The following is a 21333-nucleotide window of genomic DNA, read 5'->3' as shown; positions in this document are numbered from 1 at the left end:
ATTATGAGTATGAACAATAAGGGGGAAACTAATATGACAAAGAAAAATAAGGCGTTGTCACTAGAACAACGTGAGGAACTACTCAGAACTTTGAAAGCACGTTTTGAGAAAAATATGGACCGCCATAAAGATCTTGAATGGACTGAAGTACAAGCTAAGCTCGAAGCTAATATCGAAAAACTGTGGTCGCTTAATGAAATGGAAGGAACTGGCGGTGAACCGGATGTTGTCGGCCATGATGAAAAGACAGGTGAATACATTTTTTATGATTGTTCAGTAGAAAGCCCTAAAGGTCGCAGAAGTGTTTGTTACGACCGTGAAGCACTGGTGTCAAGGAAAAAGCACAAACCAGAAAATACCGCTATTGATATGGCAACTGCCATGGGCATTGAACTTTTAACGGAAGAACAATACCGTGAGTTGCAGAAACTTGACAATTTCGATATGAAAACGTCGAGCTGGGTGCAAACACCTGCTAATATTAGAAAACTCGGCGGGGCCATCTTTTGTGATTATCGCTACGACACTGTTTTTGTGTACCACAATGGTGCAGATTCTTACTACGCAGCAAGGGGCTTCCGCGGCTCACTAAAGGTCTAAATTTTTGATCTCATACCCAGGTTAATATCATTTAATCAAACTTTACTATAAAGCTACATCCAACTCTACAGGATGTACCTCCATTATGGAGCAAGGAATAGCATTAGGACTAACCAAAACTGGTGAGTCCTAATTTTTCTCTGCTTGTTGGAGAAATAAAGGTCAAATTACGAAGTCAATTTTTTCTTCAAATCCTATTTAATCTGTACGTGATAAAGGAATGGTTTCTAGCACAATTATGCCCTCTTATAGCTAGTTATTAAAGTTAAAGCCTGTTGAAGCTGGCTCGGTTGTAACATCCGCTAAAGGCTTACTAAACACTCATTTGTAACGAATTTATTGTCTATTATTCTTAAATGTCTGTGTCACTTTTGTATTCTAAAATATCTCCAGGCTGACATTCTAAAGCCTTACAAATCGCCTCCAAAGTTGAGAATCGAATCGCTTTAGCCTTTCCATTCTTCAATATAGAAAGATTAGCCATTGTTATTCCAACTCTCTCCGAAAGTTCTGTCACACTCATTTTCCTTTTGGCCAACATCACATCAATATTGATTATTATTGACAAATTGAACACCTCAAATCATTAAATCATTTTCTAATTTTAGATCGATGGCTTCTTTTAAAAGCTTTTGAAGAACAGCCGAAAAGACTGCGATTATCATTGAAGCAAAGATAGGAATCATTCCGATAATTATAAGACCTGGAGCATCATCTGTCTCTGCTGCAAGATAAACAAATGGCATCATTACCACATACAAAGTACTAATTGTGATTGCACAGTATTTTATTTTCTTTAAAGCTCTTACAGAAATATTAGAGAACGCTTTGTTCTTATCAATGTAGCTTAGAAGTAAGAAAGCCTGATATAACGCAATAAAATATGGTATTACTGATACATACATAATAATTATACCAGGATATAGTATATACCAGTAATCTGGATTTGCTAGATTATTAGCTAACCAAAATAAGCCAAATATACAGAAAGCTAGAACGGGAGCTCCCATAAGAAAAACAGCTATTTTTAAAAAGAGTGTTGACCCTCGTTTCATAAAAAGCACCTCACTTATTTAATGTACGTTTGATTTTAAAACACAATTTATCGTTTTTCAATAAAAAAATATCTAAATTCATTATTTTTTTATTGAAAACCCATCATTTAATCCTCAACTCTGCTACCGTAAGTAATTAACTACAATAAAAAGAGATTAATCCATTTTGGATTAACCTCCTCAATCAATAAATATTGTCCATGATGTGTGATTGTTTAACATCAAATCACAGACATGGGCCTAGGTAGTTTGTTGGCTTTATCATCGTTGAACATCATCCTTATATTTTTACGATTGTTCTTTGAGCCTTTTTAATGATTTTCTCAGTCGCTTTAGTTGGTGATGCTTTTTGCCATTCATCACAAAGGTTTTTTACCCACTCTGGTTGAGTTTTACTAGCATCATTTAGCCAGTTACCGACAGAATCTTGAACATACTTTGACGGATCTGATTTTAGTAACTGTAGAATTGGAAGTGCGATTTGCGGTTCTTCTTTCAATCTTTCAATATGCTTTGTCCATACCCCACGTGGACGGATTGATTCTAAACTAAACCTACGAATGTTTTCATCCTCACTTTTCGCCCATTCCGTTAACAAATCGACACTACTCTCAATATTTGCTGAAAGGTTCTCCCTAATTGACATCCAAGCAATTTCTCGGACACCAAAATGATGATCTGCTGCAAAAGAACGGATATACAACAATTTTTCTTCTAAAGAATGAACGTTGTTTTTATTCATAAACGCTGCCCAACAACGGACGCTATCAGATACATGATTGGAGCATATTTTGATTAGCTCCTCTTTTTTTGCCTCACTTTCATCCATCATGACTGTATCTAATAAACTCCCTATTAAGCGTATAGCCTTCATTCCCGTTTCTACTTTTTGCTTCTCTATCTCCGTTAGTATAAAGTCTAACTTTTCTTCTAGCCCTATTGACGGTAGAACATTTTTTACTAATGTAATATGGTGAACAGCTTGCCATTCCGTTAAATTAACACTCTCTATTTTCCCTTGATTTAACAATATTAAAACTTCACTAGGAATATCGCTGGCCTTTCTAGCTCCCTTTCTATTCAAAACGTCCTCTTTTACAATCATTTAACACCCTCCAGTAGTTGTGATTATTAAATCCGACCTATTCAAAATAAATGTCTATTTTTATATTATTTTTTCTTACAAATAATTTCCACTATTCCCTCTAATTAATTTTACCTCGCCATAATTGTGAATCGATATTGATATGGAGTGGCTTGATAGAGACACCTATGATACGATTACCAAATAAACAATTTCATTTGTTTTTATGAACGTTAGTAATTTCAAGTGAACTACAATGTAAAAGGATGATAATCAATTGAGTAACGAACAAAATAACAGTAAATTTATATACACATATGTACATCATGTTGATGAATACGATCTGTGCAGAATGGAGATGCGTTCATTTTTTAATCTTGATTCCCAATCAAACTATATAATAAGCCCTATTAAAATTGATCCAAGCCGTAGCCCGTTTATGCAGGACAGACTGGAAGTGCTATTTGAAGATAACAGTATAGAAAACATCAAGACATTGATGAAGGATTTAAAAGTAAAGGAAGCAACTTATAAAGTAGTTTGTTTAAATAGTATGGATATAGGTGAAGAGAAGAAAATTCATCTGCCAGAGCGTCGAATGATAGAACGCGAGGTAGGTCTGTGCATCGATGGCGAACCAGAACTAAATGAGCCTGAAGTTGTATTTGGTCTTATTTTAATAGATGGAATATGGTATTTTGGAAAGCATATGAAGAGTGAATCCATTTGGCATAATCATTTACACAAGCCACACAGTTATTCAACGGCACTAAGTACTAGAGTAGCTCGTACTGTTGCAAATATCGCAGTTCCACAACCTCAAAATATTCGTGCGATTGATCCTTGTTGTGGTATAGGGACAGTAGTAATTGAAGCCCTTTCTATGGGAATTAATATTGAAGGGCGAGATATTAATTACAATGTTTGTCAAGGTTCCCGAAAAAACATCACTTATTTTGGGTTAACAGGCAACATTACATTAGGTCCAATCTCCGAAGTGAAGGAACATTATGATGTCGCGATCATTGATTTACCCTATAACTTATTTACGCATACATCAACCGAAGATCAATTTAATATTCTAAAACATGCTCGACGCATTGCCGATAAAGTAGTTGTCGTTACAATTGAAACAATCGATGACTTGATAGAAGATGCAGGTTTTGTTATATCTGATCGATGTGTTGCTAAAAAACAGTCATTTTTACGTCAAATTTTATTATGTAAATAAAAACCATTATATCAAAAAATATGCCCATTAGCTTCCGATCATCTTTAACAAAAACAGCTACATAAAACAGACAACTATTTAGTTCTCTGTTTTTCACCTGTCGAATTTTATATTCTTGTGAAGCTTATATAATTCTGTATTTATTTGTTCTAATTGAAAAAGGCGATTTGCAAAGTGATCAAGTAAACCAACTCACATGCTTGGAGGCAAGGGCGGTTTACTTTTTTTGTGTAAAAGTAAACGACAATGCAATTACTGAAACTATAAGCGATGAAAAACTTATAGCAAACACTTTATCAAAACTTTTTTTGTAAAACTAAATAAAATACTAAGGACTATAATGGTAATTAGAAACCTATAATTCGTTTTCGTCACACATTGGTGATACTGAATAATTTGAAACTGTAGCCTCATTCATTTTAATTACAGTATTTCATCGAATAACTAAAATATATTACTACCCCAAAAGTTATCCATATACTTTGTCAAAGCCAATTTTTAAATACAAATAGACCGAGCATAGAAGATGAATGCCCGGTCTGAATACATGCTTTAAATAAATGTTTGTAAGTAATACTATCACTACTTTTAATAAATTAACCATTTAGTGTATAAGAGAATTAATTAAATGAAACAGGTAATACATCCATACAACGTACAGTAGCCGTATTGCGTCGCTTAGGTTTCGATACCAGTTGTAAACGTCTAGGCGATTCGAGTAAACATACTATTAATTGTTTAATTGCTAGTTTACCAAACAAAGTCCCTACACAAGAATGCGGACCCCAACCAAAACCAAGATTTGGTTTTGCAGACCGATTTAGAATAATTCTATCTGGGTCGGGATATACTTCAGGATCTCTATTGGCAGCAGCAAGTAAAGTTAAAACAATTTCACCAGGCTTAATGATAGTATCCCCAATTTTAGTTTCCTTAACTGCAAAACGACTTGTTCCTGTTGCTGGTCCATCATATCTAATTAACTCATCAACTCCAGAGTCAAGTAACTCTTGATTTTTCAATTGATCAAGAATATCTGGGTGTTCTAACAGTGCAAGTATAGCATTACCAAAAGATGCATATAACGTTTCAAAGCTTGCAGTAAACATTGTGCCTGTAGTGTTACGCACATAATGTTCTGGTATATTAGCTTTCTGACTATTTTTTCTTATATAAGATAGAATTCCAGGCTGTTCTTCTGCTGCCAGCCATCCTTCAACAAGTTCGTTGAGTTTTTTTCTTGCTGAAATACCGAGTTTTGCATTCTCTGGTACTAATCCGGAATCCATCTGATAAGCAATAGCCTCAGATATTTCTACAATAGACTCTAAGTCTGGTTCTTCGATGCCTAGCAAAGTACACGTTAAACTTAATGAAAGTGGAGCTGAAACTTCTTTCATAAAATCAAATTCTTTATTAGAAGCTTGTTTTTTGTAAATGCCCTCAATTAAATCATGAACTCTTCGTCTAATACTTTCAATATCCTGAGAATTAAAAGCTTTAATCATTAGATTACGTAACGGCATATTATCAGGCGGATCTAAAGTTTGAAGGTTATTTTTTATATCTGGAATATCAACACCAATACGTCGCAAATCCCTAGCAAACAATTCGTGATTACGTAGAACTTCTCTACAATCTTCATATCTGGTTAGAACCCAAGATTTCATACCTTCATGCCAGAAAACGGGTGAATTTTCACGAAGTTGATGGTAAATCGGATATGGGTTTTTTAATGTTTCCGGATCCAAGGGATTATACTGTAATTCTGTTTTTGTCATAGCGACTCCTCCTACATCTTTTTATGGTAATATCAGTAATTTTTTTATAATGTAAGTGTAACTTATATATACAAAAAATGGAAGTATATTTTCTGAATTGCTGTTATTTTAAGAATCATTCGATATTATATCTAATATTTTGTAAAGATCATTTTCTTAATTATTTACTTCTTCAAATTGTTTTTTTAAAATCAAGCACATAGAGGAGTAACAGTTGAATCGTAATCTTTAAAGCTCTAAAAGCATTTATCATATTATTACCTGTTTTAACATTATAAAAAGACAGGGAATACGCCCTGTCTTTTTGTAATCATATTTGTTAGCATATACAACCGTAATAATTAATATGTTGAATTACAATTTCTTTACTAAGTATTAATAGACCCATTGCATATAAATTACCTCCTTTCAATGTATTTTTTATGCTACCGTTTGGTTTAATAAGTTAAATTACATTTTTCCTTACTAAATATTAATAATTCCATTGCATATAAATTACCTCCTTTCAGTGTATTTTTTATGCTACCTTTTGGTTTAATAAGTTAACTTACATTTTTCCTTACTAAATATTAATAATTCCATTGCATATAAATTACCTCCTTTTAATGTATTTTTTAGGAGTTTTGGTTTAATAAGTTAAATTACATTTTTCCTTACTAAATATTAATAAACCCATTGCATATAAATTACCTCCTTTCAGTGTATTTTTCAGGCCTTTTGGTTTAATAAGTTAACTTACATTTTTCCTTACTAAATATTAATAATTCCATTGCATATAAATCACCTCCTTTCAGTGTATTTTTTAGGCTGCCTTTTGGTTTGTCATTTAATAATCCTATATATTCAAGATGTGATTTATCAGCTGTTACTTCACCTTTGGCTAAAAACATCAAGTAAGAATATTTACACAAAAAACTATTTATAATATCGTTTGTTTAAAAGATTAGAAACTTAAATTTCGAAAAGTACAATTAAAAAGTTAAAAAGAAGATATTCACAATACAACATCCTATTAATTCTTTATTTTCTATAATATTACATATTACACATTCATTTTGAAATCCCTTCTATTTTCGGAAAAATTTTTATTTTTTTAATCTTTAATTAATATAGAGGTTTAAAGACAGATTAGATTGTAGTATTGAATAACAGGACTGAATAAATAAAAAACTTATTAATGGTTTGCGAATTTGAATTGATTTTATCTGATTTCATTATTAAATATTTCGAAAAATCACCAAATCTAATACTGACAGGATTTGAAAACAAACAATTTCAAAAGGAAAGATTAATTATTCGTAAAAGAGAAAAAAATTGCGGAATTAAAAGTATCAGGAGGATTGACTTATTACGAGCCACTCCCTCTAATCTGCAACATGAGAGGAAAAGTAAATGACAAGGTAAGTACTGAAACTATAAGTGTAGAGAAACTTATAGCAAACACTTTTTCAAGACATTTTCTATAAAACTATATATAAATAAACAACGAATTTATAAATACATGTATCTATAGATTCGTTGTTTATTTAAAATACTTTATGCGATACATCATCAAGCGGATATCAAATCGTGCTGAAATCAATAAAGAAATTCATCCACACCAACTTAGACACAGCTATGCAACTGTTGAACAATGGAGCTCCCTTAGAAATCATACAAAGTCTTATGGGGCACGAGAAAAACGAACCAATTAGGATCTACGCTCAATTAAGCGAGAGGCTAAGGAAAGAGTATTATCAGAAGTACTTTTAAATGTAAAAGGAGCAATGTCTAAAAAGACTTTGCTCCCACTTTACTATAGCACCACTTTACTTGAAAAAGAGTTATTAACACTAATATACCATTTGTATCTTGCATAATAGTCTCTGCATCTTTAAATCCAACTTTTCTGTATAGTTTTATAGCTCTTTGATTAAAAGTTGCCCCTGATTATGTGATTTTTTCAGGTTTAAATTCTGATTGAATAAAGTTAATACCTGCCCTTAAAAATTCTGTCCTATTGCCTTTTCCAGTTAAATCTGGTCTCATTCCTAATCCAATATCAAAAATTCTGTCAGTAACTTCACTAATACTCAGGAAAGCAACCAAACTTGAGTTCCCTCGTTCTTCTGGGTTTAAAAATTCCTCTAAATCTGCTTTATAAGCTTCCATATCAAAAAAAGATTACTCACCATCATAATGTCAATCAAATGCGATATTTTCAGCTTTTTCTTGTGTCAAAATACTAAATTTATAAGCCATTTAAATCCCCTTCTCACCTTTTGATTCAATCACCTAATTAACAATCCTGCCCCGTTAGCACTATAATGAAGATTGAATTCCTTATTTAATCACTACATCTATCTATAAGATCAATGTCCCATGCCCCCGTACGTTCTACCCTGGCTACTGATAGATTAAATCTAAATAAAAAAAGTTCAACCAGAAAGTTCTGGCTGAACTATATAATACGAAAGCACCCGATAGTTGAAGAACAAAAGTGATGCTTATTCAACAATCACGCTCGTTTGCAGATATATGAAAATTGATTACCCCTCAACAAGCCCATAATATTTATAAAGTTTACCTTCTGATTCGACGAGTAAAATTGGTCCTCCAATTTCTTCTTTTTCTTTAACCGAAAAGACTTTTGCACCAACAGGCAATTTGTTCGACATTTCGTCTTTAAAATTTGTATCTGTATCGTTTTTTGTTTTTATTTCTCCTACCTGCTCGCCTTTTGTTAAGGTTAGTTCCTCAACCCAATCAATTCCAGTCTGATAAATCACTCTATTGAACTGAAATATATCGGCTTCAGGGTCTAATTTTAAAAGCTCTTCTGCATTAGGATTTTCAGTTTCATGAACTTCTACTTTACCGTTATCCGATGTATTAGAACATCCGACAGCAGTTAATAAAACAAACATAACCAAACCCAAAAATAATCTTGACACTTTCATGTTATCCCTCCTCGGATTGTTAGACGGATAAAGGTTAATTAAGTTACCTAATTGTCCCATAAAGTGACCAGATTGTTTAACACAAGTTAATCAACTCTGTTCGACTAACCTCCCTCTATAAACATTGATGTATCAACGGTTTCTACCACTTCGTGATGAAGAAAAAATATTTTTTTACTTGATTTATAAACAGTATTTTTAATTTATAGTTATAATTTACAATATAGGTGTACGCTTCGCTAAAACTAATGGAAATCATTAGCTTTTTAATCCACTATGTGATGCACAATGGATCTCTGCGATACTTATGACGACGTACCCTCCCATGTCTCTTAGAATAGCACTAAGGATACAAACCATTTAATGAGAATGAGTTATTTTTTATTCAGCATTTATCACAAAACTTGTAAAAAACTTTTCATCAACAGTGACGGTCAACTTCCACAAACCTACTTTATCTAGAGAAATTTTTGCTCCACTTTTGTTGTTATCAATACCCCATTCATAAAGTTGTAAAGAATCTTTCATATCTTCGTGTATACCCATTATTTTAAATTTTTTCCCGTTAACTTCAATTGAATCGTCCAAAAAATAAATATCATAAAGCCTTCCCTGATTAACTGGAAATTCTGGTTCATCGACTTTTCCGTTAACTTTAATCATCCCAAATTTCCCTTTTGTACCATATAATTCAATATTATTGTCCTTTATAAATGTAGCAGATGATTTCCAATTTATTTTCTCATCTTTACTGCAACCAAATAATAAAGCTCCAAATATGCTAACTAGCATTAACAAAAAAATGTTTAAAGTGAGGTTACAACGCTTCATTAATTTCCTCCCAATTTACATATGTTAATATTTAACAATTCATTATACACTATGACTAATTTTAATTCTTATGCAGCTAAACTGTACCTTTAGTTGAATAATAAAAAAGTGCTGTCTGGAAAGCTCAACGAATTTGTACTAAATCAGCTAATGTAACACCTATTACCCCCAAGTAGTATTATAGCTTCGCTTGTTATACGAGATCTAAGTCCCAATCAGCTTAAAACATATTTTTACATGTAGGGGATGAATAGTTTAGTAGACGGGATCATTGTCCCACGCCCCGTAGTTCTACCTTGGCTACTTATAAATTAAATCTAAAAAAAAGTTCAACCAAAAGGTTCTGGCTGAACTATCAGTAGTTTCTTTTGATATAGAAGTATCGAGACTAAAGAAAAAGCGATTAGCATAACTAGAGAATCGCATTATTCACTTTTAGTAATCCCTATTTAAGGAAGAGTTACTGTAAAACTTTCAAATTCGAAATCAGTTCCTTCATAAGGTTTGTATTCTGTTTTTGTTTCATTGCCTTCAATATCAACTTCCACACTAGTTCTTCCATCTTGGAATTTAATATGCGGGATAACTGTCAATGTCTTTACATTATCTCTAGTTGGGGCAATTAGTCGAATACCAGTCAAATATTCCTTGCCATCGATTATTTTAATTTCACTACCACCTGAATGAGACATCAGTTCATTTCCTTTATCATCAACTACTTTATAATCTAAATATCCATTAGATAAGTAATTTATTTGATCTGATTTTGCACTAAAGGTAAATTTCAATCCAGCTGGACTTACTTTTAAATCAGAGACAGTAAGTTCTATACCTTTTACTTCTTGGGTATGATTAATGGCAATGGATTGGACCTTTGATTTCTTGCTTACGGGACGTTATTTTTCAATGTTTGGATTGAATTTAAAGCTTTATACGGGCTCTCCTGAAAAACCTCAAGCGCATCATTTTCATTTCGCATATACACATATGCCATTCGGTACATTTTTTCTTTTATTTTAATTACAGGTACCTTCAGGATTTGAACAAACTGATAATATTAATTGGTCAGAACGCCCTGCTATTGTTAAAGGTAAAGGAGATAAAATAATAAAGATATGCGCACCCATTGAAGTAATTCAAAGTTTAATGGAGCACGAAAATTACTCGGAAAGCTTAGGAAGGAATTTTATCAGAAGTACTTTTAGTTTATTTAATACAGATAAACACTCTAATAAAAGTTTCTCTGTTCGATTATTGTCCCCGTTTGTTCAAGATTTTTTTACAGAAGTTTTAAAATTTTTTTTGTAATCTCTTCATATGAAGAATTCTTTCCCCGTTGGTTATACCACTTTCGAATTATATCTACTAACCAAAACGGCACAGAATTTCCATCTATTAAATGATAGTATTGTTCATATCCTTTTTTTAAATGCTCCCATCGAAAATCATTACCTTGTAGTGTGTATTCAGAGACATCAATTATTTTTGCTCCTCCATTTTGTAGTAAAATATTTTTTAAATGGATATCACGGGGGTTAAGGCCCTTATTCCGAACATATTCTCTTGCATCCTCCACTTCATTTACAACCTGTTCCGGAATGTGAATACCTTGTAGAATGCAGTCAAAGAGAGTTTTTCCTTCTTCGTAACTTAAAACGAGGTATTCGTCGTATGAAGCAAAACAGGTTGAAAAGAAAGGTGAACCTTCTAATATTTTATAAACATTTGCTTCAACCTTTACTTTGTGTACTTTGTCCTTGGCAAATATTTTAAATGCATAAGCTGGGGTGGAAAGGGATTGAAACACAGCCGCATCTGTCCCGACACCTATACACTTCAAATCATTAACTTCACCACATATGGTAACTGGCTCGTTATTTGGATTTGAAAAAACTTTAATTTTAGAAAGAGAACCAAAAGCTTTGTCCCAGTCGTTTTTCATATAATCTCTCCCTTTTTGCATTGAAGAAAACTACACTATCCAATTACTTTAATAAGGATTCTATACCGCTCTTAACAAAATTTAAATTATTACAGTTCATTGATCTTTAACTAACACCCCCATAAAGGCTTAGGGGATACTATCTTCATCATTATTTTGAATACCACATCAACATATTCTTAGACTTTAATTAAATTACTGAACATCGAATTTTGATTACTCAACCAAACGAAATATATGTTCATTACTTAACTAAACTGCTCCGTTCAATAAGAAAAAAGCGCTGCCTATGCAACTCAATAATCTTTAAGTAAAGTGTCACTACCAATATACTACTATCTTCTTCAAGTATTCGGCCTCTTCAGCACAAAAAGTGATTGCGCAGCTATCATACCTGATGGGCTAATAGACCCAATAACTTCAACAAAAAAAGCGTCAATCCTTCTTGGATCAACGCCCCTATTTATTTTAATCCTCTTTTTCCTGATCAAACCACAGTAGCTCTTTATCATCAACGTCGCCATTATAATTGATTAGAATTTCATCTCCGGCTTTAATATCCGTATAAGCAAAGAAGTCAAACGTTTGGTTTTTAAAATTAATCTCATAAGTTGCATTAGGTTCATAAGAATGGTTAAACAACATTCCATAACCAAGAAGGATAGCAGATTGGCCGATCCCATACTCAAATGCGTAATCAGCGAGTAATGTTTGCTCAATGTATTCATGTTGTTCATTTGGGTAAGAAATGACAGGAGCTTCGTGTAAAAGCTGACCTTTTTTAATATCACACGTTGCAAATACCCCTCTATTGAATTCTCCATCACTTAATGGAGATGTTTTAATCTCTATCATGTTTGTTCTCCTACTCACTTTTAAAATATTCTTGCAGCTGTAAACATTAGCTAGTTCATTTAAACACTTCGTTTATTATTGATTAGCGTGATTCTTTTGGTGGTTGGCAAACGTCACATTTACGTTGATGTTTATTTTTAAACTTTGTAAATGTTTTTTCAAACTTACTACCACACGCACATTTTAATAATAACTTTTGGGAAAAACCGTGATATTCAGTCGTTAGCAACTTACTTTCAGAATTAGTCTCAACAAATTCTTTAATTTTATCAATCGTCCATTTTTTATTCAATCTTTTTACACCTCTATATTTTATCTCTATGCGGAGGCTTTCATGGCATCCGTTCAGTTATAAGGAACGTCTTAATTACCTTAAGTTACTCATTATAACACGAGCTGGTATATAATCAAAACAGATTGGAAAAATCATATTTGACTAATATCCGACTACAAACATTTATGTATTAAAGATCTACCACTTTCTTGTTTTATTTATGACGATACTTCGAATGTTACAAGCGTAATTTCCCGGAATTAGAAAAGACACTTCATACACGCTATTTGAATGCACATCCACTCCACCATTATTCATTTTTTTGCAATATTTGTTATTATATTAACAAAAAAAGGATTTATATTTTGATGAATTCCTTTAGCAAATTTATAACATATATAGCACCACTAATTTTGATTTACAAATTAATATATTACGGTATTCCTGATTATGTGAAGCCTATTTTTGTTTATGAATATATAATATTTTTCGGAGTAATTTTTTTATTTGCTATTCTTCAAGATTTTTTTAATCTAAGTGAAAAAACAAAAACAAATATATTACTACGGGTTGTTATGATCATTAGTTCTCTTATACTATTGATTACATCCATCTACTATACTGCCACGTTTTCGATTATACTTTCTACGATAATGTTCGTTGCAATTAGTTTCTCATTATATTTAGAAATCAAGTCAAACAAGCAAGAAGAGTAATCTTTTTCACTTGTCTGGCTTGATGATTATTATATTATTATCGTGAAACATTCACTTCACTAATTTTGTATACAGGCGGCTTTCTTTAAACAGAGCGACCGTTTTAGATGTTCATCCAAAATGGTTGTACAGCTGTTTAACGAATCATATTCCAATCATTTGCTTTAGTTCTTCAAACGGCACATATCCAATAATTGGTTCACGTAATTTATTATGAATAATCAAGCGAGAATGAGGAATTCCCATTACCTTATATTCTGCTGCAATATCTGGGCTTTTTTCAACATCCACCCTTATAATTTTCACCTTACCACTGAATTCTTCATTCAGTTCTTTAAGCACTCCTTTGAACATTTTACACGGGCCACACCATTCAGCCCAAAAATTTATTAACACGATCTTTTTAGTTTTTAAGTGTTCTCTTAATTCTTCCTTTGTTGTTGCTTGAACAATTGACATCGTTCTTTTCCCCCTTTGTGAAAATAAAAATCTTGAAGTTATAATATGCTTATTATTATGATTAGACCCTACTCTTTCCCTTTTAGCACACAATAAAGCCTTTTAATAGGATCAATGTCCACGCCCCCGTAAGTTCTACCCCAGCTACTGATAGATTAAATCCAATAAAAAAGTTCAACCAGAAAAATCTGACTGAACTATATAATACGAATGCCTCCGTAAATTGAATTAAATCTCAATTCACAGACTTTCATCCAGTTGTATACATCTAATACACAACAGTTATATCTGCATATTTCTCATCTCATAGATTTTTTGCAAAGTACTAAGGTGCATTGATTTATCTTCGGGAGACGTAGCGAATTTATACCACTCCACAAGCCTGTAACCGAACATAACAAGGATTAGTTCATAGATACAATGATCGGATACATTGGACATATCCTCATATTCCGAAAAACCTCTGTAATATGCTGGAATGCATTTTTGGTAATGTTCAATCTTATGACAGACGTCCGCTTCATCAGTTATTAAACTAGCGATATCCTCTCCCATGTACCCCCATCCGGCGGTATCCCAATCGATAAGTACGATTTTACTGTTCGAATAGAATATGTTTGCCACCCAAAAATCTCTGTGGCAAAGCACTATGGGTAGCTTTTCAATTCGACCGAATATTTCGTTCTCATTGTTATCTAAGTCTATGAGCATTTTACACAGGTGCTTCGGGATTTCGCAGTCATCAGAGCGTATATAATCGTACAAAACATTCCACGACCGATAATGCAGATAGTAGTTTTTCATAAACTCAACCTTGCTTAAATTGGGCAAATTCTGCAATACGTTTGGTCGTTCAGTATACAACCTGCCTTGAAATCGCCCCAATTCTTCGGCTATACTTTCATACATTTCCACGGTTAGATTTAAGCCTGACACACCATCAATATATTCCATCCACAGTTGAATCTCATCGCCATTTATTTCAGCGTGATAGCACTCCGGCCAACGGAACGAGTCGAAGAAAACCTTTTTGAAATCCGATGCATAGAGATCGTATTCCCTACGCCATGAATCCGGATCACCATAACGCTCAAATTTTTTCTGTGTTTTCCAAACCATCTTATACGGCAGATTTTCACCATCAGAAGTTTCAGCTATGCCTGTTACAAGCCAGACAATTCCTATTGTCCCTCCTTGCAACTCTTTAATTTGATAGTCTGCGCGGATTATCGTCTTGTCGAGCATTTTATTCAAAACAAGCGTCAGTATTTCGGGTTTTACAACCTTTTCATCATATTTGTTCATTTCTTGTATCCTCCCTTTTTACCCTTTTGTCGCATGACAATAGACTTTTGCCTCGCCCGTTTATCGATGAGATACCTCGATTTATCATCTACAAACCTGTTTTCCCGCATCTGTACAAGGTAACGCTCCCATTTCTCTGGTGCCAATGATCCATCGGCAAGGGCAGCAAGAACAGCGCAACCCGGCTCACTCTGATGGTGGCAGTCATTAAAACGACACTGTGTGAATAATTCCTCTACATCATTAAATCCCGCACTGATCCCGTCGTCCGCACCGAACAGCCCAAGTTCACGCATACCAGGCGTATCAATAACCATCGCACCGGACGGAAGCATAAAAAGCTGACGATGCGTTGTTGTGTGTCGGCCCCGACTGTCAGCCTCTCGGATCGCCTTGACAGTCATCACTTCCTGATTCATTAAGGCGTTTAGCAGCGAGGATTTTCCCACACCGGACATGCCGAGTAATACAACGGTTTTTCCTGGTTGCAAATATTCACTCAACTCGTCTAATCCACTCCCAGTGTGACTGGAAACTACGTGTACTGGGATATCAGGAGCGGCTTTTTGAACTTCAGCTAACGGTATGCTGAAATCTGGGGCCAAGTCAGCTTTAGTTAAGATAACCACTGGCTGGCTGTTGCTCTGTCTTGCCTGTGTCAGATAGCGCATGATGCGGCTGACATTGAAATCCCAGTTTAGGGACGACACGATAAATACGTAATCAAAATTCGTTGCTACGACTTGCTCCAGTATAGTTTTGACATACCCTGCTGCATGTCCCGAATAGTCAGCGCGGGAAAATTTCGAGCGGCGAGGCAGCAAATTGGCAATGCGGGAAGCACCATTTTCGTTGTATTGCAGAAATACAAAATCACCAACGCAAGGAAAATCCTCCCGAGATACGGAAGTATGGTAGAAAGTGCCCTTCAATACAGCGGTCACTTCTCCTTGTTCAGTGATGACGGTATATTGCTCTCGCTGTAGTTCCGTAACCCTTCCAGGTATTAAACCTATCGGCGGTGTTTCGACTGCGATATAGCCGTATTGTTTCAAATCAATCATTGAAAACCGACCCTCTCCAAAAAATTAATGTTGTATTTGGGCATAAAAATACCGCGAACAAGCAGCCTCCTAAGAAGCTGCTGTTTCGCGGAGAATAGCCAAAAGTCGACTATAATTAAAAAGGAATACGACTTTCATCGTATCCCGCTAACAGCAGTATTCACGAAAGGTTACTTTTAACGGCATAGCAAAAAAACACGGGTGATATTCCCGCTTGCTCTTATTCCAAGCTATAATAAAAGTTTGGAATTCACTATGCCTAATATTCGGTTAAGTTAAAACCACCAATATGATATAAGTTGTCATTAATAACATCCCCTTTCTCAGGAAAAACTTGGAATATATTTCACTTCTATAGTGTGCCATACCCCTTACTAAAATTCAACAGAAAATTTTGAATATATAAAATTTTATAGGTCAGCTACCTCTCCAACTCAATGCCACAACTACTGCATATAACATGAGAAAAGCCACCTTCGCTCTTATGAAGGTGGCCTCTTGTGTGCCGAAGTTACTCAGGAATCCAACTGCCATTAGTCAGCTTGTCCCTGTAGGGGTTGGAGTCTCAAGTTTGGATCTTTCTGTCCATACAGTACATTCTTTGGATTGATAATGATGAATAAAACCGCTACAACAAAATAAAAAATGGCGTTATACATGATTAAATCGAGTAAGTTTCCGTTTATTAGCCCTATTAAAAAATTAAATAATTGATGGATAATGATTGGGATGACTAGATTCTTATTTAAGTTATAAAATGCTGTCATGACGATTTTAATAGACATGATTGCTATCATAAAGAAAAGAATATATTTGATTAAATCAATGCCCACAAGCCCTGTGGTAAACCATATGGGCAGATGCCACATACCCCACCAAAATCCAATGATAATTGAAGCTTTTAATGGTGAATTCTTCTTTTGAAGCTCAAGTTGAGCGAAACCTCTCCACCCTAGTTCCTCTCCTAATGGTCCAGAAAGAAGGTTTTTAAAAAAGAAGTAACACATCATTCCCCATGAAGAAACAGTAAAAATAGAGTCTACTTCATTATTTTTCGATATGAGAAACAAAACCATCAAAAATATGAAGGTTTGAATCAAAATCGCATTAAGAATCACAGAAAATTTAAGTTTATAGTTGAATTTATCTTTTACAAATTGGATAAAACTTTGCCCTGGATAGATTTTTTTAAATAGAATTGCAAATGCAAAGGTTGAAGACCATGCTGATATGCAAAACATTACATCAATAACCCACGCAGGAAATCCTAACATGCTGATGACTCCTACAACACAAAAAAGTGGCAAAAAAATGATATTGGTTAGTAGAATAAAATTGGTTACTGGTTTTTTTAGTTTCTTTTCTTTACTCATGCATATTCCCCGCTTCAAACTAGTATTTCGTAAATATATTTAAGAATATCTTTAGCTTAAACCTAGGGGTTGCTCACAGGTCAATACTTTTACCACCAAATAATTCGACGAAAAAAATACCCTTCAAAAACAATGAAGGGTAAAAAATATATTCTTTCTATTCATCAAAATATGTAGTTGTTATATTTTTCTCGTCTAAAAACTTTTCAATTTTTAATTGTTGCCTTCCATTCGCTTTAGAAAAATGCTCTGAAGCAAATTCTGATATTTCTGTCAAACTACCACTTTCAACCGCATCAACAATTTCCTCGTCAAATTGTGTTAAAGTTTCCCTGATGGATGATACAAATTCGTAAATTGTCTTTGAAGGTTCTTTATAATCATCAGGAATAGTATTATTACTTAAAAAATCATTGAAATTCGCATCATTCTTTTTTCCTTCATCCATTAATTCTTTTAATTTTTCATGATTTGATTCAGTAGCATCCTCATATTTATAAACGATTGTTTGCATTTCTTTATCGATTACATAACTATAATCCATATACTTTTTTATACTTGCTTTCATTTCATCTTCACTAATAGTTTCATTCTTTTTATTAGAAACAAATAGATCGTCTGGAATTTTAACAGGTACATTGCTAGAAGAATTTTCCTTACTTTCTTTTTTGCTTTCTTCTTTAGGCATTGTATCATGTGAACAACCATAGATGACCACAATTGAGAATGCCATTAATAGATATAAAGTAAATCTTTTCATCTTAATCTCCTTTTCAATTCATTAAATATTTCTAGTATTGTAAAGCTATTATTGCTAGCCCCTTATTCGAACATCTCGAATCGTCTATAAATGAATTAATATAAAAAGGCTTTGCTTCGCTTTATAGTGTACTAGTTAAATAGTACACTATAACTGTTAAGTTTTCAAGTGTTAAATTCAAAAAAAAGGAAAAACCCCTATATAAATGGCTCTTCCTTCGTGAATTTAAGTTGAATAACGTACCTCTTTAGCTCTAAGGAGCGTGAAACAATAATGATCACTTGATAGGTGCATAAATTTCTAAAAATACCCGTTCCAGTCCATCTTCATAAGTGGTCAGTAATAGATTAATATAAACTTGCCCCAACAGTGTATATCTTTTTTCTTTTGCAAACTTTCTTAAATTCGCTTCCACGTGTTGATCAATATTGTTTCCACCAGTTGACCATCTTCCATCTTCAATAACTGTATAAATACATTTTGGATGAGATAGAATTTCACCCTCTATTTCTTCATCTAAGTCTTCTACTTTTCGTACAATTATAAACTTATCTTCTATAATACCTTCTTTGTTGAAATGGATGACTCTTCTTAAAGATGTAAGCGTAACTGCTTTTTTTAAGCTGTCTGCATTCTTTTTTAAAGTGTCATATTCTTCATACGCAGTAAAATGTTCAATCTCTCCCTTTATTGCTAAAGGTTTCATTTCCTGAACTATGTATTCTCCTAAAAATTGTTTGATTTTCTTACAATCTTCTTTTACTATTTGAATCTTTTTCAATAGCAGTTTTTTATATTCTATTTCCAGTAAAACCTCTTGTTCTTTTTCTTCTAGCAATGATTGAATTCCATCGATACTTTTACTCTTTCTTAATTCCTGGATTTTTTTAATTTCAATATCAATTTCTCGGTAAAAATTTACTGTTGTAATGTCATAAATATCAAATTGACTATATTTTCTATACCCATTCTCAATATTTTGCTTCGGCTTTACTAAATCCTTTTCCTCGTAAAATTTCAAGGTATCTCTTGATACACCTAAAAAATTAGCTACTTGCCCAATTGTGTACATTTTTCCACCCTTTAACAATACAATTTCTATAATCTATAAACCTATTTTTCCCACCAAAGGAAAAATAGGCAACTGTTATTCTCCAAAAGAAATTCCTATGAATTCTATCCTACCGAGACTTTCCGACAGTACACTCAGGAGAAATGACATCCCACTTTCCAAACAGCGTCAATCCTGCTGCTTTAGCTAGGAACATTGATGCCTCGTTATCGAACTGGCATCTGTACTGTGTTTCGTAACCTTGCTCAAAGGCGTACTTACTAATTGAACGCACTACTTTGCGAGCATGACCTTTTCCTCTAAAAGATGTCAAAGTCAGTACACCTAGGTCCGCAATTTGCGCATCATCTTTCCAAGGATACATGCTGGCAGCACAAACTAATCGGTTATGCTCAAAAGAACCGTACACCGCCCAATGATCCAACTCCACATAAGCATCATTCAAATCTTGTTCCGACGCGGAGGACTCGAACTCAGAGAAAACTGCATCATCTTGCTCTGTTAATTGGCGCAATGACCCTTCCGAACTTTCTTGCAGCAAAACGTTCTTTTCGACTTCTGAAAAATAAAAAACATAATCTGCACCATGTAGCATGACGCCCGCTTCTTTTAATTTTTGACGGAAGACACGATCAGTCAGTTCTCGTCCTTTGGAAAGGTTTAATTTATCGGCCATCTTAGGCGTCAAGGCTGCCCAAAACCGGCCGTCAGTCGTTTCCAGCACCATGAGTCTACTGTCTTCGCTTAGATCTGGATTGATAGTAATCGTAAATTTTTCATCGTTATAGATAATGTCTCCGTTTAAAAATAGCGACTTCCAATAGTCAGTTATCGTCGGTGAAAATAAAGGCATACTTATAACCCCCTACAATTTCTCAAGTCTTATCCTAAACCAATATCGGTATTGAGCCAGCACGATTTCGAAATTAGTTTAGGGTTTTAAATGAACTTCTGAAATCCACCATTCCCTCTTTTATGTGATTTAGCTTTGGTGCGGAGAAATAAATCCTTCGCGCCCGTACATTCAGGATATTTCATTTGCTATTTTTAGACTCTATACTAATACATTTCTTGCCGATTCGATAAAGGCCCTCATCGATGGTGAAATCCATTTTTCTTGATGCCACAGCATTTGAGTAGCGAATCGTATTTCCGATAAATCCCAAGGTAAAGCAATCAGTTCTCCCTGCTCCAACTCTCCCTTTATCGCCATTTCAGGTAGTAAGGCAATGCCGAGCCCAACCATCGTGCATTGTTTTATGGCTTCTACACTATTAAACTCCAGCTCGGTCAAGCTATCGGCACCCTTTCTCAGTAACGTTCGATAGAAGAAAGCCCGATAAGAGCAGCCTTTTTCACTTAATAAAATTTGCTCTCTATTAAAATCTTCTATGCCCAATGTAGAGCGTGTAGCTAATGGATGGTCGGGTGAAACTACCATAAGAAATGGTTCGTCCATTAAAGGCTCTGTATGAAGATCTGTAGATATGACAGGTTCATCCAGCATAAAGACCACATCAACATTTCCTTCTCTCAGACTCTGTTTCAAATTGTCACTAGACAAGGGCCTAAATAAAAGACGAACTTGCGGATATCGTTCACGAAAAAGCCGGAGCAAGGCGGGTAACCGATATGTACAGAGCACTTCGTCTGCACCGATTATCACCGTACCAGTTAATTCTCCGCTCTGACTTGAGATATACCGAGCCTCCTCAACATCATTTAAAATTTTGTTGGCATAGGGCAACAACTGGTGGCCTGCATCTGTTAATACAACACTCTTGCCCAAGCGATCCAATAGCTTAACGCCCAATTCTTCCTCTAAAGCCTTGATTTGCATGGTTACGGTAGACGGAACATAGTTCAATACTTCGGCAGTGCGGCTAAAACTGCATGTGGAAGCAAGCGTCCAAAATGTTTTAAGTTGGCGGATTTCCATTGACAACACCTCATAAGTTCAAAAAAATTGAATGTTATAATCAAAAACGTTTC

General features: G+C 34.2%; 21 protein-coding genes and 1 pseudogene. 3 read left to right on the top strand and 19 right to left on the bottom strand.

Annotation, left to right across the window (positions count from 1 at the left end; translation table 11 throughout):
* The first annotated feature begins 33 nt into the window (after nt 1-33).
* Entirely contained in the window at nt 34-600 is a 567-nt protein-coding gene (locus AC3WSO_RS10780) for a DUF4256 domain-containing protein (protein WP_492530652.1), read from the top strand.
* Between the two features lie 352 nt (nt 601-952).
* Here the strand turns inward: AC3WSO_RS10780 and AC3WSO_RS10775 are convergent, their stop codons facing one another.
* The 3 genes from AC3WSO_RS10775 to AC3WSO_RS10765 form a co-directional block, all read right to left on the bottom strand.
* Nucleotides 953-1168, bottom strand: a complete 216-nt coding sequence (locus AC3WSO_RS10775) for a helix-turn-helix domain-containing protein (RefSeq protein WP_492530651.1) — start codon at nt 1166-1168, stop codon at nt 953-955.
* A gap of 10 nt (nt 1169-1178) precedes the next feature.
* Nucleotides 1179-1655: a DUF2975 domain-containing protein gene (locus AC3WSO_RS10770; protein ID WP_492530650.1), complete on the bottom strand. Its 477-nt coding sequence runs from the start codon at nt 1653-1655 to the stop codon at nt 1179-1181.
* A 280-nt stretch (nt 1656-1935) separates the two neighbouring features.
* Entirely contained in the window at nt 1936-2760 is an 825-nt protein-coding gene (locus AC3WSO_RS10765; RefSeq protein ID WP_492530648.1) for a DNA alkylation repair protein, read from the bottom strand.
* Nucleotides 2761-3016: 256 nt separating this feature from the next.
* Between AC3WSO_RS10765 and AC3WSO_RS10760 the strand changes: the two genes are divergently transcribed.
* Complete coding sequence (locus AC3WSO_RS10760) at nt 3017-3970, top strand: TRM11 family SAM-dependent methyltransferase (protein WP_492530646.1); 954 nt, start codon at nt 3017-3019, stop codon at nt 3968-3970.
* 620 nt (nt 3971-4590) lie between these two features.
* Here AC3WSO_RS10760 and AC3WSO_RS10755 read toward each other — a convergent pair.
* Nucleotides 4591-5751 carry a cytochrome P450 gene (locus tag AC3WSO_RS10755; RefSeq protein ID WP_492530644.1) on the bottom strand — a complete coding sequence of 387 codons (1161 nt, stop codon included), beginning with the start codon at nt 5749-5751 and terminating at the stop codon, nt 4591-4593.
* Nucleotides 5752-7289: 1538 nt separating this feature from the next.
* Here AC3WSO_RS10755 and AC3WSO_RS10750 point away from each other — a divergent pair.
* Nucleotides 7290-7503, top strand: a pseudogene (locus AC3WSO_RS10750) (tyrosine-type recombinase/integrase); the annotation flags it as partial.
* Nucleotides 7504-7680: 177 nt separating this feature from the next.
* On the opposite strand, the gene AC3WSO_RS10745 reads toward AC3WSO_RS10750, so the two are convergent.
* The 15 genes from AC3WSO_RS10745 to AC3WSO_RS10675 form a co-directional block, all read right to left on the bottom strand.
* On the bottom strand, nt 7681-7902 hold the full coding sequence (locus AC3WSO_RS10745; protein WP_492530642.1) for a hypothetical protein: 222 nt from the start codon (nt 7900-7902) through the stop codon (nt 7681-7683).
* Nucleotides 7903-8279: 377 nt separating this feature from the next.
* The gene (locus tag AC3WSO_RS10740) at nt 8280-8690 is read right to left on the bottom strand and encodes a hypothetical protein (RefSeq protein WP_492530640.1); all 411 of its coding nucleotides are present in this window, start codon (nt 8688-8690) and stop codon (nt 8280-8282) included.
* Nucleotides 8691-9071: 381 nt separating this feature from the next.
* A complete protein-coding gene (locus AC3WSO_RS10735) occupies nt 9072-9521 on the bottom strand; it encodes a DUF4871 domain-containing protein (protein WP_492530639.1) in 450 nt (149 codons plus the stop codon).
* 449 nt (nt 9522-9970) lie between these two features.
* On the bottom strand, nt 9971-10378 hold the full coding sequence (locus AC3WSO_RS10730; protein WP_492534319.1) for a DUF5643 domain-containing protein: 408 nt from the start codon (nt 10376-10378) through the stop codon (nt 9971-9973).
* Nucleotides 10379-10800: 422 nt separating this feature from the next.
* Nucleotides 10801-11463, bottom strand: coding sequence for a serine/threonine protein kinase (locus AC3WSO_RS10725; RefSeq protein WP_492530638.1), 663 nt, complete (start codon nt 11461-11463; stop codon nt 10801-10803).
* A 468-nt stretch (nt 11464-11931) separates the two neighbouring features.
* On the bottom strand, nt 11932-12318 hold the full coding sequence (locus tag AC3WSO_RS10720; RefSeq protein ID WP_492530637.1) for an SET domain-containing protein: 387 nt from the start codon (nt 12316-12318) through the stop codon (nt 11932-11934).
* 82 nt (nt 12319-12400) lie between these two features.
* The gene (locus tag AC3WSO_RS10715) at nt 12401-12610 is read right to left on the bottom strand and encodes a hypothetical protein (protein WP_492530636.1); all 210 of its coding nucleotides are present in this window, start codon (nt 12608-12610) and stop codon (nt 12401-12403) included.
* Between the two features lie 842 nt (nt 12611-13452).
* Nucleotides 13453-13767 (bottom strand): thioredoxin family protein, encoded by a 315-nt coding sequence (locus tag AC3WSO_RS10710; RefSeq protein ID WP_492530634.1) that lies wholly within the window; start codon nt 13765-13767, stop codon nt 13453-13455.
* A 282-nt stretch (nt 13768-14049) separates the two neighbouring features.
* Nucleotides 14050-15072, bottom strand: coding sequence for an aminoglycoside phosphotransferase family protein (locus AC3WSO_RS10705; protein ID WP_492530632.1), 1023 nt, complete (start codon nt 15070-15072; stop codon nt 14050-14052).
* Nucleotides 15069-16136, bottom strand: a complete 1068-nt coding sequence (gene rsgA, locus AC3WSO_RS10700) for a ribosome small subunit-dependent GTPase A (RefSeq protein ID WP_492530630.1) — start codon at nt 16134-16136, stop codon at nt 15069-15071. Before rsgA ends, AC3WSO_RS10705 begins: the two co-directional genes overlap by 4 nt.
* 533 nt (nt 16137-16669) lie before the next feature.
* Entirely contained in the window at nt 16670-17509 is an 840-nt protein-coding gene (locus AC3WSO_RS10695; RefSeq protein ID WP_492530629.1) for a CPBP family intramembrane glutamic endopeptidase, read from the bottom strand.
* 157 nt (nt 17510-17666) lie between these two features.
* Complete coding sequence (locus tag AC3WSO_RS10690; protein WP_492530627.1) at nt 17667-18269, bottom strand: NDxxF motif lipoprotein; 603 nt, start codon at nt 18267-18269, stop codon at nt 17667-17669.
* A gap of 277 nt (nt 18270-18546) precedes the next feature.
* Nucleotides 18547-19341 carry a MerR family transcriptional regulator gene (locus AC3WSO_RS10685; RefSeq protein WP_492530626.1) on the bottom strand — a complete coding sequence of 265 codons (795 nt, stop codon included), beginning with the start codon at nt 19339-19341 and terminating at the stop codon, nt 18547-18549.
* A gap of 109 nt (nt 19342-19450) precedes the next feature.
* Nucleotides 19451-20194, bottom strand: coding sequence for a GNAT family N-acetyltransferase (locus AC3WSO_RS10680; RefSeq protein ID WP_492530624.1), 744 nt, complete (start codon nt 20192-20194; stop codon nt 19451-19453).
* A 201-nt stretch (nt 20195-20395) separates the two neighbouring features.
* Nucleotides 20396-21280 (bottom strand): LysR family transcriptional regulator, encoded by an 885-nt coding sequence (locus tag AC3WSO_RS10675; RefSeq protein ID WP_492530623.1) that lies wholly within the window; start codon nt 21278-21280, stop codon nt 20396-20398.
* Nucleotides 21281-21333: the final 53 nt, after the last annotated feature.

Source organism: Lysinibacillus sp. EB106-09-02-XG168 (genome assembly GCF_058791475.1).
Note: the sequence above shows the minus strand (reverse complement) of the source record. Positions and strands in the feature narration are given on the sequence as shown.